15 protein-coding genes are annotated in these 15607 nt (G+C 65.5%); 5 read left to right on the top strand and 10 right to left on the bottom strand.

The genetic code is table 11. The features are described 5' to 3' along the window. Positions 1–51: 51 nt before the first annotated feature. The 4 genes from DNK89_RS00240 to DNK89_RS00225 form a co-directional block, all read right to left on the bottom strand. Positions 52–1827 (bottom strand): hydantoinase B/oxoprolinase family protein, encoded by a 1776-nt coding sequence (locus tag DNK89_RS00240; protein WP_110958437.1) that lies wholly within the window; start codon positions 1825–1827, stop codon positions 52–54. 10 nt (positions 1828–1837) lie between these two features. Next, complete coding sequence (locus tag DNK89_RS00235; RefSeq protein ID WP_110959122.1) at positions 1838–3871, bottom strand: hydantoinase/oxoprolinase family protein; 2034 nt, start codon at positions 3869–3871, stop codon at positions 1838–1840. Between the two features lie 497 nt (positions 3872–4368). After that, positions 4369–4854 (bottom strand): LysR substrate-binding domain-containing protein, encoded by a 486-nt coding sequence (locus DNK89_RS00230; protein ID WP_203422165.1) that lies wholly within the window; start codon positions 4852–4854, stop codon positions 4369–4371. Positions 4855–4924: 70 nt separating this feature from the next. After that, positions 4925–5830 carry a LysR family transcriptional regulator gene (locus DNK89_RS00225; RefSeq protein WP_238990641.1) on the bottom strand — a complete coding sequence of 302 codons (906 nt, stop codon included), beginning with the start codon at positions 5828–5830 and terminating at the stop codon, positions 4925–4927. Between the two features lie 109 nt (positions 5831–5939). Between DNK89_RS00225 and DNK89_RS00220 the strand changes: the two genes are divergently transcribed. From DNK89_RS00220 to DNK89_RS00200, 5 genes are all read left to right on the top strand, one after another. Then, positions 5940–6986 carry a tripartite tricarboxylate transporter substrate binding protein gene (locus DNK89_RS00220; RefSeq protein WP_238990640.1) on the top strand — a complete coding sequence of 349 codons (1047 nt, stop codon included), beginning with the start codon at positions 5940–5942 and terminating at the stop codon, positions 6984–6986. Positions 6987–7169: 183 nt separating this feature from the next. Then, positions 7170–8309, top strand: coding sequence for an FAD-binding oxidoreductase (locus DNK89_RS00215; RefSeq protein WP_255575816.1), 1140 nt, complete (start codon positions 7170–7172; stop codon positions 8307–8309). Then, positions 8293–8631: a (2Fe-2S)-binding protein gene (locus DNK89_RS00210; protein WP_110958432.1), complete on the top strand. Its 339-nt coding sequence runs from the start codon at positions 8293–8295 to the stop codon at positions 8629–8631. Before DNK89_RS00215 ends, DNK89_RS00210 begins: the two co-directional genes overlap by 17 nt. After that, positions 8628–10052 (top strand): NAD(P)/FAD-dependent oxidoreductase, encoded by a 1425-nt coding sequence (locus DNK89_RS00205; RefSeq protein ID WP_110958431.1) that lies wholly within the window; start codon positions 8628–8630, stop codon positions 10050–10052. Before DNK89_RS00210 ends, DNK89_RS00205 begins: the two co-directional genes overlap by 4 nt. A gap of 26 nt (positions 10053–10078) precedes the next feature. After that, complete coding sequence (locus DNK89_RS00200; RefSeq protein WP_110958430.1) at positions 10079–10495, top strand: RidA family protein; 417 nt, start codon at positions 10079–10081, stop codon at positions 10493–10495. Between the two features lie 88 nt (positions 10496–10583). On the opposite strand, the gene DNK89_RS24660 is transcribed toward DNK89_RS00200, so the two are convergent. The 6 genes from DNK89_RS24660 to trbL form a co-directional block, all read right to left on the bottom strand. Continuing rightward, positions 10584–10775: a hypothetical protein gene (locus DNK89_RS24660; RefSeq protein WP_238990639.1), complete on the bottom strand. Its 192-nt coding sequence runs from the start codon at positions 10773–10775 to the stop codon at positions 10584–10586. Positions 10776–11010: 235 nt separating this feature from the next. Further along, positions 11011–11247, bottom strand: a complete 237-nt coding sequence (locus DNK89_RS00185) for a DUF2274 domain-containing protein (RefSeq protein ID WP_110958429.1) — start codon at positions 11245–11247, stop codon at positions 11011–11013. Continuing rightward, positions 11244–12503 carry a TrbI/VirB10 family protein gene (locus tag DNK89_RS00180; RefSeq protein WP_110958428.1) on the bottom strand — a complete coding sequence of 420 codons (1260 nt, stop codon included), beginning with the start codon at positions 12501–12503 and terminating at the stop codon, positions 11244–11246. The genes DNK89_RS00185 and DNK89_RS00180 overlap by 4 nt, the downstream gene beginning before the upstream one ends. A 1-nt stretch (position 12504) precedes the next feature. Beyond that, complete coding sequence (gene trbG, locus DNK89_RS00175) at positions 12505–13515, bottom strand: P-type conjugative transfer protein TrbG (protein ID WP_110958427.1); 1011 nt, start codon at positions 13513–13515, stop codon at positions 12505–12507. Next, entirely contained in the window at positions 13512–14219 is a 708-nt protein-coding gene (gene trbF / locus DNK89_RS00170) for a conjugal transfer protein TrbF (protein ID WP_110958426.1), read from the bottom strand. The genes trbG and trbF overlap by 4 nt, the downstream gene beginning before the upstream one ends. Positions 14220–14230: 11 nt before the next feature. After that, a complete protein-coding gene (trbL, locus tag DNK89_RS00165; RefSeq protein WP_110958425.1) occupies positions 14231–15604 on the bottom strand; it encodes a P-type conjugative transfer protein TrbL in 1374 nt (457 codons plus the stop codon). Positions 15605–15607 lie beyond the last annotated feature (3 nt).

Below are 15607 nucleotides of genomic sequence, written 5' to 3'. Positions count from 1 at the left end.
CACATTGCTGCGGCACGCGCGAGAGCGCTCCCGCGCTGGCACTAACCTGGCTCAAGCCGCAGGCGCGGACCGATGCTGTGCTAGATCAAGCGCCGCTTGCGTGCGTTCGGCACCGTAGTCATGCTGCGCGGCCTGCACGGACACCAGTCCGTCACGCAGGTCAGCAGCCAGGGCCTCAAGCGCACGCTCCGATGGCAAGCCAAAGCCCGCGCCGCCTGGTGTTTCGATTCGTACGGTTTCGCCGCGCGAAAGCACCAAACGCGTGACTTTGGAGGACAGGACCTGCTCGCGCTCACCTTCGCCGGCATTGCGTACGATGCGGCCCCGGCCTCCTTCTCCACCCCCTTCCGCCCCGGCGGCGCCCTGGTGATGGCTGTCGGATCGGGCCGAGTACACCGTTCCGTCCTGCAGTGCGCGCACTTCCCGCACGATCCCGAGCCCACCACGCTGGCGTCCTGAGCCGCCGGAATCGGCAATCAGCCCATAGTGTTCGACGCGCAGCGGAAACTCGTTTTCCAGCACTTCGGTCGGCAGGTTGCGCGAGTTGGTGATGTGGACGTGGATGCCGTCCATGCCATCGGCGTCATCGCGCGCGCCACCACCGCCACCCAGGGTCTCGCCGAACAGAAAGAGGTTTCCCGTTGCGGGATGCGGCCCCGAGAACGAGATCGATGGCATGGTGTCGCAGCCGGAGGCGATGAGGCGTTCGCGCGGAACCAGAGTGCGGAATGCTCCGATGATGGCTCCGGCTAGCCGCTGGCAGGTAATGGTGCGGGCGCCGCACGCTGCGGGGGAACGCGGATTGACAATGGACCCCTCGGGAGCTCGGATCACGATGGCTTCCGACAACCCACTGTTGGCTAGCAACTCCGGATCGAGCATTGTCTTGACGCAGTAGTAAACAGTGGCTCGCAGGGCACTTTCGGCCACGTTCAGTGCCCCGCGCGACTGGACGCCGCTGCCCTCGAAGTCCACCACGAGATTGCTCCCCTCCTTGAAAATGGTAGCGGTCAGCGGCACGCGTGCGCCCTCCCCCGTGCCATCGTCATCCATCCACGTGGTGAAGGTATGGCGCCCCGGCGCAAGGGCGGCGATGCGGTGCTCGATACGCCGCGCTGTGTACGTCAGTACGTCGTCGACGGCTTGCCGAAAGGCGGCGGCTCCACCCATGCGCTGGATGAGCGCAATGGCTGCGGCTGCTCCCTTGGCATTGGTGGCAATCTGAACACGCAGGTCGAGCGAGCGCTCCTGCGAGAGCCGCGAGTTCAGGGCGATCAGGGCGATGACGTCGTCGTCCACTTCGTGGGCACGGGCCACACGGATGACCGGGATGCGCAGACCTTCTTCGTGAATGCTGGCGGCTCGTGCAGAGATGGAGCCCGGAGTGGCCCCACCTATGTCAGAGTGATGGCCGATGTTGGCCGCAAAGGCGACCAGGTCACCCTCCACGAATACCGGCGTGATGATGGAGATGTCGGGCAGGTGCGTTCCGCCAGCGGCATAGGGGTCGTTGCAGACATAGACATCGCCCTCACGGATATCGCTGGCCTGATAGCGCGCTAGCACGCCCTCAACAGCCCCCAGCAGTGAACCCAAGTGCACAGGAATATGGGTGCCCTGGGCCACAAGACGTCCGCGGTGGTCGAACATGCCGACGGAGAAATCCCTCCGCTCTTTGATCTGGGTGGAAAACGACGCCCGCATCATGTTGCTGGCCATGGACTCGGTGATGGCAAGCAGTCGGTTGGTGAAGACCTCCACGGCGACGGGGTCGAAGTGGCGCGTGCCTGCGCTTGTAGGGTTGGCGTGGGTGTTTTCGATGCGCATGGAAGTAATCTCAGCCTTGGATACGGATGTTGCCGAAACGGTCGATGGCGGCCTGCTGGCCCGGCAAGACCACCGTGGTGGAGCTCATCTCCTCGATTACCACCGGTCCGGAGAGGTCCATGCCTATAGGCAAGGAATCTCGGCGGTACACCCGCGTATCGATCCAGCCATGCCCCGGGCCGAAATAGATGGGGCGCTCGCTCCACTGCAACTCGCCGACCGGTGCCGGCTTCATGCGCACACCGTCCTTGCTAACCAGCCCCACGGCTTGCACGCGGCAGGTCACAATCTCGATTGCGAGACCCGGGTTATCGTGTCCATGCTGGGCTTTGTGGGCCTGGTGGAACGCCTGGACAAATCGGGCTTGGTCCTGCACCTGCACGCCACTCACCTCAACCCGGATGTCGTGCGTTTGGCCCCGATATCGGGCGTCGATGTACATATGGAAACGCCGCTCGGCTTCTGGCACGCGCTCCTCAGCCAGCCAGGCCTCGCCTTCAATCAGCATGGCCTTCATGGCTTGGCCGGCGGCCTGCCAGCTGCCATCGTCCAGGGTTGCCAGTTGGGTGCGCACGAAATCACGGCTGATATCGGCCAGAAGGATGCCGCGCGCACACAGGGTGCCTGGTTCGTGCGGCACCAGCACGCTGGCAATGCCGCACTCCTGCGCCACCTCCGCCGCATGCAGAGGGCCAGCCCCACCGAACGCGAACAGGACGAAGTCGGAAGGATCATGGCCGTGTTCGGTGGAAACGGCCCGTATTGCCCGGCTCATGTTGGCAGTGGCAATGCGCAAGATCCCGTGGGCCGCCTCCTCCACCGAGAGCCCAAGCGGACGCGCAATGCGCTCCTCGATCACGGCCACAGCTCTGTTGCGGTCTACGGTCATACGCCCATCCAACAGCGTCGTTGGGTGCAGTCGACCAAGCACGATGTTGGCGTCGGTCAGTGTGGGTTCGGTACCGCCCTTGCAGAATGCGACCGGGCCTGGAACCGCACCTGCGCTTTCAGGACCGACCTTGAGTGCGCCCACATCGTCAAGCCGGGCAATGCTGCCGCCACCTGCCCCGACCACATGGATGTCGACCATCGGCATCTTCACTGGATAGCCTGCCACCAGCCGGTCGGAGGTGAAACTGGGACGCCCTCCGGTGATGAGCGAAACATCCGTACTGGTGCCACCAACGTCGAAGGTGATGATCTCAGACAGCCCGGCGGTAGCGCCAATGACTGTGGACCCCACCACTCCCGCCGCCGGCCCCGAAAGACAGGTCAGAACGGGAAAGCGTTCGACGGTGGCCATGGGCATCAAGCCACCATTGGAGTGGAAGGTCAGCGGCTCGACTGTCACCCCTACCTCAATCAGCCGAGTGCGCAGCCGCTCCAGATAGTGCTGCATGCGTGGCGCCACGTAGGCGTTGAGAACGGTAGTCGAGGTGCGTTCGTACTCGCGGAACTCGGGCAGTACCTCGTGCGAAACACTGACGTGCATGCCCGGAGCCACGCGCTCGATCACGCGGCGTGCCAGCTCCTCATGGGCCGGATTGCGGTAGGCGTGCAGAAATGCCACCGCGATCGATTCGACCCCGCTGGCCACCAACTGGTGCACCAGCAGCTCCAGCGCTGCCTCGTCCAGCGGACGTACCACCTGGCCCTCGGCATCCAGGCGCTCGTCAGACTCGAGGCGGCAATGGCGCTGCACCAGCGGCGCGGGTTTTTGCACGCTGTAGTCATACAGCGAAGGCCGCGTCTGGCGCCCAATGGCCAGCACGTCCCGGAATCCACGTGTGGTGACGAGGCCCGTAGGCACGCCTCGCCGCTCAATCACCATGTTGGTCGCCACCGTCGTGCCATGGCCGAAGTAGTCGACCTCAGAAGGCGAGACCGAGAACCGCTCCAGCATCTCACGGGTGCCCTGCGCAATGGCTACCGATGGATCCGCGGGCGATGACGGCACCTTGAAATACGACAAGGCACCAGTGCCCATATCGGCCATCACGAAGTCCGTGAATGTGCCGCCCACATCAATTCCAATTCGAACCATGCTTTTCATTCCCAACGAGTTGAATCTAGGTGGGGCGGCAAAGCTCAGGCTCTGCAATCCCCAGCAGCCAAGCCGACAACCGAGTGCCTCATGACCACCAGCCGATGCACATGCTGGATCGGTTTCCAGGCCGCGCGCATCAACACACTGCGATCAATGCTATGACGCGGTCTACCAAGGAACAATGCACTGGGAGAGCCTGATCCATGCGAAATTGAGATAGGTTGCGATGACTTGCCCGACCGCGCAAAGTCAGAGGCGCACTGTTGCCGGATCTTGTTCACTAGATTGAAGCTGCCTAGCAAACATTGAACAACCGAGGTGGTTGACTAAGGCTCTTGTCAACTGCACTTCAAGGTTGAGACAGCTCTCTGCCGGATTGAGTGTTGCTGCTATTCGTTGTCGCGAGAGAGATGACTTCGACGCATCTCTGCTGAACTCGATCAATGAAGGATGGTAAAAATGGGGCTAGGTGGGTGCCGTTCAAATGATGAAAGTCACGGCTGATCGGCAATTCGAATTTCTTCACGCAGATCCTTAGCAAAGGCGTCCGCCAGTTGCATGCGCGGTCCGGAGTCGGGAAAGATCAGCGCGTAGCCCGAGGTGAACGGCTCCTTGATCGGCCGCACCACAAGGCTTCCCGCATACGGCATGGCCGTGGACCGCCCGACCAGGGTGATGCCCGCACCGGCCGCCACCAGCGCGCAGGCGATGGAGGAGCTGGGCGTCTCCAGCACAACGTTGGGCGCCACACCCAGCGTGGCCAGCAGGTCGTCGATCTGGTGGCGCACGAAGCTTTGGCGCGCCAGCATCACCATGCGCTCGCCATCCAGGTCCTTCAGCGACACCACCTCCTTGCCCGCCAGGCGGTGATCGGCCGGCATCACTGCGGTGAACTGGACGGGGTCGAGCTGCTCGATGGCGATGGCCGAGCGAAACAGCGGCAGCTCCACGATGCCCACGTCCAGCTGGCGCGTCGACACCCGCTCCACGAAAATTGGGCGATGAAGCGCCTTCGGTCGACGTCCAATCCCCCAGAGCCCTCACAAACTGTTAGCGCTTACGGGTCAGCCGGATCTCTTCCTTGAGCTCCTTGGCGAAAGCCTCGGCCAGCAGCATGCGCGCGCCTGGGAAGGGAAAAATCACTGCCGAGCGCGAACTCATCTCCTCTCGCACGGGCCGCACCACCACGTTCGGCCCGGCAAAGGACTCCGCTGCCCAGTGCGACACCAGGGTGATACCGGCACCCGCCGCTGCAAAGCCGCAGGCGATGAGCGAGTGCGGGGTTTCCATCACCACATGGGGCACCACGTCGGCTTTGGAGAAGGCGTCGTCGATCTGGTAGCGCAGGAAGCTGTGCTGCGAAAGCAGCACCATACGCTCGCCCGCAAGGTCCTTCACCGAGATCTGCTTTTTTGCCGCGAGCCGGTGGCCCGCCGGGATCACGGCCACCGAACGAGCTGGGTCCAGCGGCTCGATGGAGATGGACGGGCGCGCCATGGGCAGCTCGATCAGGCCGACGTCGAACTGGCGCGTGGCTACCAGGTCGGCCACCTGGCGCGAGGGCAGGCTCTGCACGAACACCGAGACATTGGGCCGCGTTGACAGAAAGCGCGCCGTTGCGCGCGGGAGCAGCGATTGCGACAGCGAAGGCAGCGTGGCGATGCGCAGCTCCCCCGCGCGCTGGAATCGGATGTCCTGCGCCACCTGGGCCAGCCGGTCCAGGCTGCCGTAGATGGGTTCGGCCTCACGGTAGAAAGCCTGGCCTTCTGGCGTGGGCACCAGCTTGCGCCCGCGCCGTTCGAACAGCTTATAGCCAATACGTGATTCAAGCAGGCTGATGGCGCGACTCACCACCGGCTGCGTCACGTTCATGTGGCGAGCTGCCGCTACTACCGTCCCGGTGCGCATCACGGAATAGAACGACTCGACCTGGCGCAGATTTAGCGTGGGCTTCATGCATAGCATTTGAGCATAAGGTGAAGCGATCTATCGAATTGTTGTTTGCAGTAACGGGGCATACGATTCGCTCCATACCGCCGCAACGCCTCTACAAAGGATGCCTTCCATGCCCACGACTCTCCATATGCCTTCCACGCACACACCGATGTGCAGCACCGTGACCGCCCCATCGCGCCTGCGCCGTGGGCTGGCCTTGGCCGGTCTGGCTCTGTGCGCCATCGGTAGTGCTGCAGGCTCCGCCCCTGCGCACGCCCAGGCCTGGCCCAGCAAGCCCATCCGGCTGGTGGTGGGCTTTCCGCCAGGGGGGTCGTCGGACGCCACGGCCCGCATGCTGGCCACTGCGCTGAGCGCCAAGCTCGGCCAGCAGGTTTTCGTGGAAAACAAGGCCGGGGCCAACAGCATCATCGCCACGCAGTTCGTGCGCAGCCAGCCTGCCGACGGCTACACCCTGCTGTCGGTGTCGTCCTCGTTCGCCATCAACCCGGCGCTGCAAAAGCTCAACTACGACATCTACAAGGATTTCACGCCCGTGGCGCTCCTGGGAATCATCCCACTGTGGATGGTCACGCCCAACGACGTGCCAGTGAAGTCCGTCAAGGACCTGGTGGCCCTGGCCAAGGCACAGCCCGGCAAGCTGCCCTACGCCAGCTACGGCTCGGGCAGCGCGGGGCACCTGGCATCGGAGCTGCTGCTTTCGATGACCGGCACCAACATGATCCATGTGCCCTACAAGGGCACGGGCCCGGGCCTGGTGGACGTAATGGGCGGCCAGGTGACGATGATGATGCCGACCGTGGCCTCGTCCGTCACCCTGGTCAAGGAAGGCAAACTGCGCGCGATCGCCGTGACCAGCGCCAAGCGCGTCTCGGCCGTGCCGGACGTGCCCACCATCGCTGAATCGGGTGTGTCCGGCTTCGAGCTGGTGGCGTGGGAAACGATCCAAGTAGCGGCTGGCACGCCACCTGAGATCGTGAACCGCCTGAACACCACCATCCGCGAGATCATCGCCACGCAGGACTTCCGCGACAAGCTGGTAAAGATCGGCATCGAGCCCGAGCTGAAGATGGCTCCCGCCGACGTGGCGAAGTTCGTGCGCAGCGAAGCCGAAAAGTTCGACAAGGTGGTGCGCGAACGCAATATCAAGGCCGAGTGAACCCAGCGCTCTCAGCCAACAGCGAGCACGTGCCGGCCTGGGATTCCCGGGCCGGGCGCCATTGCTCTCCCCACCTGCTTCATTTCAAGACCATCCCATGACATATCCCAACGCCCCTGAGCGGGCGCCATGGGCAACTGCGCCCACCCCCGGGAAGCCCCATCCCCCAGCAGGAGACCCGCAGTGAACAACATCCCCTCCAGCAATGCTCTCCCCGACATCGACACCCTGGTGGTGGGCGGTGGCGTGGTGGGCATGTCCATCGCCTACGGCATGGCACGCGCCGGTGACCGGGTCTGCGTGCTGGACGGCGAAGACGACGCGCTGCGTGCCTCGCGCGGCAACTTCGGACTGGTATGGGTCCAGAACAAGGGCCTGGGCCGCACACCCTACGCGCAATGGACCATGCAGTCGGCCCGCACATGGCAGGCCCTGGCCACCGAACTGCAGGAGCTGACCGGCACGGACGTGGAACTGCAGCAGCCCGGTGGCCTGAGCATGAGCTTCGACGAGAAGACGCTGCAGGAGTCGAGCGCCAAGCTCGAGGCGCTGGGCCGGGAGCTGGGCATCACCTACCCTTACGAGGTCCTTGACGCCGACCGCCTGCGCCAGATCACCCCAGGGATCGGCCCCGATGTGGTGGGCGCCATTTACTGCCCGCTGGACGGCCACGTGAGCCCGCTGCGCACCCTGCGTGCGCTGGTGCACGCCTACCAGGTGCGCGGCGGCCAGCGCATTGCGGGCGTCACGGTCGACCGCATCGAATACCGCGGCTGCGAATTCCACGTTCATGCCGGCGACCGCAGCTGGACGGCCGGCCGTGTGGTGCTGGCCGCCGGCCTGGCCAACCGAGAACTGGCGCCCCTGGTAGGACTGAACGCGCCGGTGCGCCCGGTGCGCGGCCAGTTGCTGGTGACGGAACGCATGCAGCCAATCCTACACCACCCCTGCCACTTCGTGCGCCAGACGGGCGAAGGCACGGTGCAGATTGGCGATTCGAAGGAAGAGGTGGGCTTGGATGACGGCACAACCGTTCCCGAGATGGCGCGCATCGCTGCGCGCGCAGTGCGGTGCTTTCCCATTCTGGCGAGCGCCAACATCGTGCGCACCTGGGGTGCGCTGCGCGTGATGACTCCGGATGGCTACCCTATCTACCAGGAATCGGCACAGTGCCCCGGCGCCTTCGTCGTCACCTGCCACAGCGGCATCACGCTCGCCCCCGCCCATGCCGGTCCCCTTGTGGACTGGATGCGCACTGGCACCGAACCGGCGGAGATCCGGGGTTTCAAAGCGGAGCGCTTCGACCATGTTCAAGCCCATTGATGCCTTGCCGGCGGCCGAGCAGTCGGCCACCCTGTCCATCGAGGTGGAGGGCCGCATCGTGACGGCCCGCGCCGGCCAGACCCTGGCCACGGCCCTGCTGGGTGCGGGCGTGGTGCCGTTTCGGCGCACCGCCGTTTCGAGCGCTCCACGGGCGCCGCTATGCCTGATGGGCGTGTGCTTCGACTGCCTGGTGGAAGTAGATGGCGCGCAGAACGTGCAGTCGTGCATGGTCGAGGTGCGCCAGGGCATGCAGGTGCGCTTGCCCACTGGGGCGCGCCGCGTGGATGCCATGGTATCGGGCACAGCGGGAGGTGCAGCATGAGCACGCCCCCCCAACCGGTGCACACGCACGACCTGGCCATCATCGGCGCGGGCCCGGCCGGCATGTCCGCCGCCATCACCGCCCAGGCCCTGGGCCTGTCCACCGTGGTGCTCGACGAGCAGCCTCGCTCAGGCGGCCAGATATATCGCAACGTGACGGTGGCACCGCCCACCGTGGCCCGCCTGCTCGGGCCCGACTATCACCATGGTGCCAGCCTGGCGCAGCGCTTTGTAGACTGCGGTGCCGAGGTGCGCCACGGTGCGCTGGTGTGGGACGTGGCACAGGACCTTACTGTGATGGCCCAGCAGTTGGGCCGCGCCTTCGCGGTGCGCGCGCCCCAACTGCTGGTGGCCAGCGGTGCCATGGAGCGCCCCTCGCCCATGCCGGGCTGGACTCTGCCGGGCGTGCTCAACGCCGGGGCTGCGCAGATCGCGATGAAGACCTCGGCTCAGGTGCCCAACGGCCGCGTCGTGTTGGTGGGCGGTGGCCCGCTGCTGCTGCTGGTGGCCTGCCAGTTGCTGCAGGCCGGCGCTCAGGTCGCGGCCATCGTGGACACCTCGCCTGCGGCCAACCGCCGCCGCGCCCTGCCCCACCTGGCCGGCGCCCTGGGCGCGCCCGCGCTGCTGGCCAAGGGCCTGCGCATGCTGTGGCGCTTGCGCCGTGCGGGCGTGCCCATGTACGCCAACGCAACCGAGGTTCGGCTGGAAGGCAGCGACAAGGTCGAGGCCGTGTCCTTCACCGCAGAAAGATCGGTCCATCGGCTGCCTGCCGATGTGGTGCTGCTGCACCACGGCGTGGTGCCCAACACGCAGGTCAGCCGCCTGCTGCGCGTGGAGCATCGCTGGAGCGACGTGCAACTGGCCTGGCAACCGCAGGTCGACGCCTGGGGCCAAACCTCCCTGGCAGGCCTGCGCCTGGCCGGTGACGGTGCGGCGATTGCCGGCGCGCTGGCGGCCGAGTGCAGCGGCGCCATCGCTGCCATCGGCGTGGCCTTGGCGCTGGGCCGCATCGACGCGGCCCGAGCCGACCAGTTGGCCGTTCCGTGGCGTGCGCGCCTGGCGGGACAGACGCGCATCCGCCCATTCCTCGACACTCTGTACCGCCCGCCGGAGTGGCTGACCGACTGCGCGGACGAGACCATCGTCTGCCGCTGCGAGGAGGTGACGGCCGGCCAGGTGCGCGCCATGGTGCGCCTGGGCTGTGAAGGCCCCAACCAGACCAAGTTCTACAGCCGATGCGGCATGGGCCCTTGCCAGGGGCGTATGTGCGGCATCACTGTCACGCAGGTGATGGCCCAGGCACTGCAGCGCACGCCCGCCGAGGTGGGCGCCTATCGCATCCGTGCGCCGCTGAAGCCCATCACTTTGTGCTCGCTGGCCGCCCTGGCCGAGGCACCCGACGCCACCACACCCAAACCTTGACCGATCCATCCTCAGAAACCCACGACATGACCGACTTCACCACCATCCAGCGCACCCACAGCAACGCCCGCCTCAGCAAGATCGTGCGCCACGCCGGCCTGGTCTACCTGTGCGGCCAGACCGCCAAGGGCAGCGCCAGCGCCGACGCCGGCATTGCCGAGCAGACGGCCGAGGTACTGGCCCGCGTTGATGCCCTGCTGGCCGAGGCAGGCAGCAACCGCAGCCGCATCCTCACCGCCACCATCTACCTGCGCGACATCGCCGCCGACTTCGCAGGCATGAACGCCGTGTGGGAGGCATGGCTGGCCGACAAGCAAGCCGTTACGCCAGCGCGCACCACGGTGCAGGCCGCCTTGGCCACGACCGGACTTCGCGTGGAGATGTCAGTGGTGGCAGCAGAGAATCAGCAGCGTGCCGACCTGTTGATTCCGCACGCAACGTGAGTCCTTCTCAACAAGCATGGGACCCATGCCACGCTCTCCTGCAACCACTGCCAGCAACCGATCGAAGTCCCTTCGTTCATACAGGAAGTCAACCACCCGCCCACTCCCCCAGGCGCTTGAAGACGCAGTGGCGCTTGTAGCTGTACACCAGCGTGCGGCTGGAAAGCTGGGTCGTCCCCAGACCCACGGCGTTGTAAGCGGAAGGAGAGAACACCAGGAAATCCTTGTCGCGCATGAAGCCGCTCACCGCCTGCTCATCGGCCGGTGGTAACTGACCCAAGCTGGACTGTTGCGTGCGTGGTACAGGCCTGGGGCCAGCTTCTTCAGCTTTCCGGTAGCCACCAAGTCGCGCAGATGCCAATCCACCGCCGTACACAGGCGTGCGAGATCCTCCCGGCGGTAAACGCACTCAGCTTGAAGCTCGCCCGCGAGGTGCGCAGCAGCGCCTCGCAAATAGGCAGCCGGAGGTTCAACGGCAGCGAGCACGGCAAATTTTTCATTGAAATCTCATGCACTTAGCGCTTTTCGTTAGCTTGCCTCCTCGCGCTCCTGAACCCCCTATCCTGCGCCATGAACGCCTCCAGCATGTACGGAACCAATGCCATGGCATCCACCGCCCCACCATAGGTCTGCCCATGGAGTACCGCATACCGCTCCAACTCCGTCTTGAGACTGGCCGTGCAGGTGAAGGTCAGCTTGACGGTTTCAGTCTTAGGTAACGGTCCCAGCCGCAATTTCCTCGTACTGCTCATCGTGCCCCTCTCCTGCGACCGTCGAAGAACAGCGGCTGATACGGCCGCAACACCAAATCCTTGCTCACCATCACCCGCACCGGGAATCCCGGCCGAATCGTCAGCGTTGGCTGAATGCTCATGTTGCGCTTGGTGATCTCCTGCCCCACCTGGTTCACCGCATCCTGCGCCCCTTCGCGGGCTGCAATCACGACGCGATTGCCATCGGTGCGGCTCTCTGGAGCCGCCAGCTCCGCCCCCACGCCCAGCAGCGTGGACAGCACCGCCCCGCCCAGGATGCGGTCCCAATGCCAATCCACGCCATCCTCCAGCCCCGCGTACCCCGCAGGATCAATTCCCGGCAGCCGGTCCAGCGCCACCGACGAGGTATCCGGCAGGATCAACCGCGTCCACACCAGTAACACCCGCCGCTGCCCGAACGCCACCTGGCTGTCGTAGCGCCCCATCAGCCTCGACCCCTGCGGGATCAGCAGATGCCTACCCGTGGCAGTGTCATAGACCGCCTCGGTCACATTGGCAATCACCTGCCCCGGCAGATCCGAATTGATCCCCGTCACCAGCGCCGCCGGAATGACCGTCCCGGCCATCACCTGGTACGGCGAAGTCGGAATCTGCAAGCTACTTGGGTTGCGCGTCCCGCCCTCCCCCGCCTTCGCCAGGAACGCCTCCTTCGCATCCTGCCGGTTCTGCATCGCGGTCGAATCTGCCGGTGCTGCTTGCACCGATGCCCCGGCCATCGGATCAAACCCCTGGTTGCCCGTACCTACTGCCTGGTTTCCAGCTACAGCATCTGCCACCGCAGGCTTGGCGCCCCCACCCTGCCCACTGCTCCGGAAAAATACCGACGACTTCGCCGCCTCCTCGGCCTGATCCGAATCCACGCCCGGAGCCCGCATCTCCATAGGCTGCTGCGACTTCACAATGGCGGGCCCAAGATCGCCTGGCAACGGCGGCCCCAGCAACGGGGGCGGCTTGGCCAGCCCCCCATAGTCCTTGGGCAGTCGCTCCAGATCCTCGGTGCGCGCAATCCGGTCCACATTGAACAACTCGGTACCCGCTCCCCGGTCCCGCCGGCTCGGACTCAAGGACCACAGCGTGGCACCCAGCACTGCGGCACTGAGCCCGCCTACCAGCACCACTAGCGTGCGCCGGTTGAGCCGCGTCACGGGCCGCGGCGAAGCGCGCAGCGCCATGGCTTCCGGATCGGCCTTGGGCGTCGCCGCGCGCGGGGCCTCCGGCATCTCGGTCGTACCCATGTCAGTTCCTCCGAGCCGAGCTCACACCATCCGTGCGCTCGATCCGCACCACCTGGGCTTTGTCTCCACCCAGGCGTAACTCGGCCGCTCCAAACAACCGGTCTACCACGTAGTAAGGAGCCCGGTACCGATAGTTCACCAGTTGCCCTTCCCCCTGTGGGCCGATCACAAACAGCGGCGGCAACTCTCCCTGCGCAATGCCGCCTGGGAACTGGATGTAGACCTTCGCCCCATCGTCAAACGCCCGCAGCGGCTTCCAAGGCGGGGAGTCCCCGCTCACCGCATACCGGAACCGGATCTGCTCCAACGTCATACCCGTTTCCACCGGGGCACCCGCTTGCGCCTCCCGCGCCTGCTTCTGCAGCGCAAGCATCCGGTCCTTCGGATAGTCCCAGGACACGGAGGCCATCCAAGCCTGCGGCGTCGAAGACAGTTCCAGCAGATAGATTCGGCGGTTGGTGGTGATCACCAGATTGGTCTTCAGGCCCACCCGCGTGGGCTTGACCAGAACATTGACCCGCAAATCTGCGCCCGATCCACTGGCCGTGTCCCCTACGATCCAGCGCACGGTGTCGCCGGCCGAGACTGTCACCAGTTCTTCCCCCGCCTGCAGCGCTATCACCGTGACCCGGCCCGGGCTTGTGTAGACCTGGTACAGCGCTCCATCGGCATAGGGCCAGACCTGGATCGCATTGACGTAGCCCTCGCGCGAAGGTGCAATCCGCGCCTCTTCGTTGGCCTTGGAGACTCTGGCCTTCTCATCGACCAGCTCCGGCACCGGCTTCGCATCGGCCTCGCGCCCCACGGGCTTCAACTGCCCCGGCAACGCCAGCGGCTGCGGCACGGGCACCGCCTCCACAGGTTTGGGCACTTCCGGCAGCAACTTCGCCGCCCTCTCCTGCCTGGGCTCGTCGAGCGAAATTTCTGGCGGCCTGTGCGGCGACGCGCAGCCCGCCGCCAGGATTGCCAGCAGAACGACCGGCACTACGCAAATACGGCTTTGTGCATTCATGGCTTCTTCACTCCTTCGGAGGTTTCCAATTCACGGCTCCAGGACAGTCCGTTAACGTAGATGCCCAGGGGGTTCTTGCGCAGCCGCTCTTCGGTGCGCGGGGCTTGAAGAACGATGGAGAGCACGGCCGTCCAGCGGTCCAGCCCGGCGGCTTCGCCATTCACATAGCGCCGCTCGGTCCAGCGCACCTGGAACGATGTATCGCTTGCACGCACCACGCTGTTGACCTGCACGGCCACCAACTGCTGTCCGATGCGCGAGAACGGATCGTTGGTGCGCGCGTAGTCGTTGAGGACCGCCGCTCCCTTGTCCGTGGTGTAGTCATAAGCTTCGAGCCAGCTTTGCCGCACCACGATCGGATCGATGGACAGCGAGCGCACGCCGCTGATGAACCGCGCCAGGTGAAACGCAATCTGCGCGTCCGCCGGCTGGTACGGTGTGGCCGCCTCGCCCACTGCCCGCACCTGCCCCGCCTGATCCACCTCGATCACATAGGGCGTCACGATGGACTGCGCCGAGCGCCAGACCAGGCCGCCCGCCATCAGCAGCGCCAATGACAGAGAACCAAAGGCCATCAACCGCCAGTTCTTCGCTTGCACACGCGCACTGCCGATACGCTCGTCCCAGACCTGCCCTGCGGCCTGGTAGGGGGTGACGGGCTCGGGCGTTTCCGAGTACCGCACCCTGGGTCGTTTGAATCGCATGAAGGTTCTCCTCAAGAGTTCGAGTCGTCGCGAAGGCTCGGACCGGAGCCGCTGCCCCCGTGGTCGCCGGAGCGCAACGCATGCGCCGCCGTGGTGGCAGCGTGCGTGGCCTGTTGCCGGCGCCGCATGCGCTGGGCCCAGGCGGGTTCGGTTGTGGGAGGGGATGTACTGGCCTCGAATGCGGTGTCAGCAGCCGCAGTGGAAGTGGGTGCCGCAGCCTCGCGGACAAAGCCTGCGACGCTGTCCTTGACGGCCTTCGCACTGGAGGCAACGCGCTGACCCATGGCAGAGGCTCCAGCCTTTGCGACGCTCCTCACGCCAGCGCCAGCAGCCCGGACGCCAGTGCCGCCCGAAGCCGCGACGCCCGCCTGGTAGCCCGACTTCGCACCGCTGGCCAGAGCACTGGCAGAGCGCGCAGCCGAAGCACCGCCACCAATGGCCGCCTTGGTGGCGCCGGGTGCCATGCGTGCCCCTGCAGCCATGGCCGAGCCTGCGCCTGCCACTGCGGCGCCGCCGGCGACAGCCAGCCCGGTGGCCCCAATGGCCGTACCCACTGCAGCCCCGGCACCCAGCTGCGGGGCCCCTGAGACCAGCCCCGTCGCAATCCCCGGCCCAAAGATCCCCAGCCCCAGCATGGCCAGCGCCGCCAGCATGATCACCAGCGCATGGTCGATGGAAGGCTCTGCTCCGGCCGGTGTCCTGAACTCCGCAAACAGCCCCGAGCCAATCCCCACGATAACGGCCAGCACCAACACCTTGATGCCCGAGGAGATCACGTTGCCCAGCACCTTCTCCGCCAGGAAGGCCGTCTTGTTCCACAGCGCGAACGGCACGAGCACGAAGCCCGCCAGCGTGGTCAGCTTGAACTCGATCAGCGTCACGAAGAGCTGCACCGCCAGCACGAAGAAGCTCACGATCAGGACCAGCCACGCCAAGAACAGCACGGTGATCACGTCCAGGTTCGCGAACACCTCCGGGAACCCCGTCAGCTCGCTGATCTGCGCCATGATCGGCCGGCCCGCATCGATTCCCACCTTGGCCAACTGCCCCGGCCGCAGGAACTGCGCCTGGGTCATACCGGAACCCGACGCGGTCAGCCCCAGCCCCGCAAACGACTGAAACACGATCCCGGCCAGCCGGTTGAAGTTGCCGATGATGAAAGCGAACGCCCCCGCATACAGCACCTTCTTGATCAGCCGGGCGATCACATCGTCGCCCTGCCCCGAGGCGTGCCCCATGGCCCAGAACAGCCCGGCCAGCGTCACGTCGATCACGATCAGCGTGGCGCTCAGAAACCGCACCTCGCCACCGAGCAGGCCAAACCCCGAATCGATGTAGCGCGAGAACACATCGAGAAAGCGGTCGATGACCGCCACGTCGTTCATGGC

Source organism: Acidovorax sp. ST3, from assembly GCF_003231145.1.
GTDB lineage: Bacteria > Pseudomonadota > Gammaproteobacteria > Burkholderiales > Burkholderiaceae_C > Acidovorax.
The sequence above is the reverse complement of the archived record's forward strand: the minus strand, read 5'-3'. Positions and strand labels throughout refer to the sequence as shown.

Excerpts from the sequence above, each read along its gene's own strand:
- DNK89_RS00240 (WP_110958437.1), bottom strand. The coding sequence starts at position 1,827 with ATGCGCATCGAAAACACCCACGCCAACCCTACAAGCGCAGGCACGCGC.
- DNK89_RS00235 (WP_110959122.1), bottom strand. The coding sequence starts at position 3,871 with ATGGTTCGAATTGGAATTGATGTGGGCGGCACATTCACGGACTTCGTG.
- DNK89_RS00225 (WP_238990641.1), bottom strand. The coding sequence starts at position 5,830 with ATGAAGCCCACGCTAAATCTGCGCCAGGTCGAGTCGTTCTATTCCGTG.
- DNK89_RS00220 (WP_238990640.1), top strand. The coding sequence starts at position 5,940 with ATGCCCACGACTCTCCATATGCCTTCCACGCACACACCGATGTGCAGC.
- DNK89_RS00210 (WP_110958432.1), top strand. The coding sequence starts at position 8,293 with ATGTTCAAGCCCATTGATGCCTTGCCGGCGGCCGAGCAGTCGGCCACC.
- DNK89_RS00205 (WP_110958431.1), top strand. The coding sequence starts at position 8,628 with ATGAGCACGCCCCCCCAACCGGTGCACACGCACGACCTGGCCATCATC.
- DNK89_RS00200 (WP_110958430.1), top strand. The coding sequence starts at position 10,079 with ATGACCGACTTCACCACCATCCAGCGCACCCACAGCAACGCCCGCCTC.
- DNK89_RS00185 (WP_110958429.1), bottom strand. The coding sequence starts at position 11,247 with ATGAGCAGTACGAGGAAATTGCGGCTGGGACCGTTACCTAAGACTGAA.
- DNK89_RS00180 (WP_110958428.1), bottom strand. The coding sequence starts at position 12,503 with ATGGGTACGACCGAGATGCCGGAGGCCCCGCGCGCGGCGACGCCCAAG.
- trbG (WP_110958427.1), bottom strand. The coding sequence starts at position 13,515 with ATGAATGCACAAAGCCGTATTTGCGTAGTGCCGGTCGTTCTGCTGGCA.
- trbF (WP_110958426.1), bottom strand. The coding sequence starts at position 14,219 with ATGCGATTCAAACGACCCAGGGTGCGGTACTCGGAAACGCCCGAGCCC.
- trbL (WP_110958425.1), bottom strand. The coding sequence starts at position 15,604 with ATGAACGACGTGGCGGTCATCGACCGCTTTCTCGATGTGTTCTCGCGC.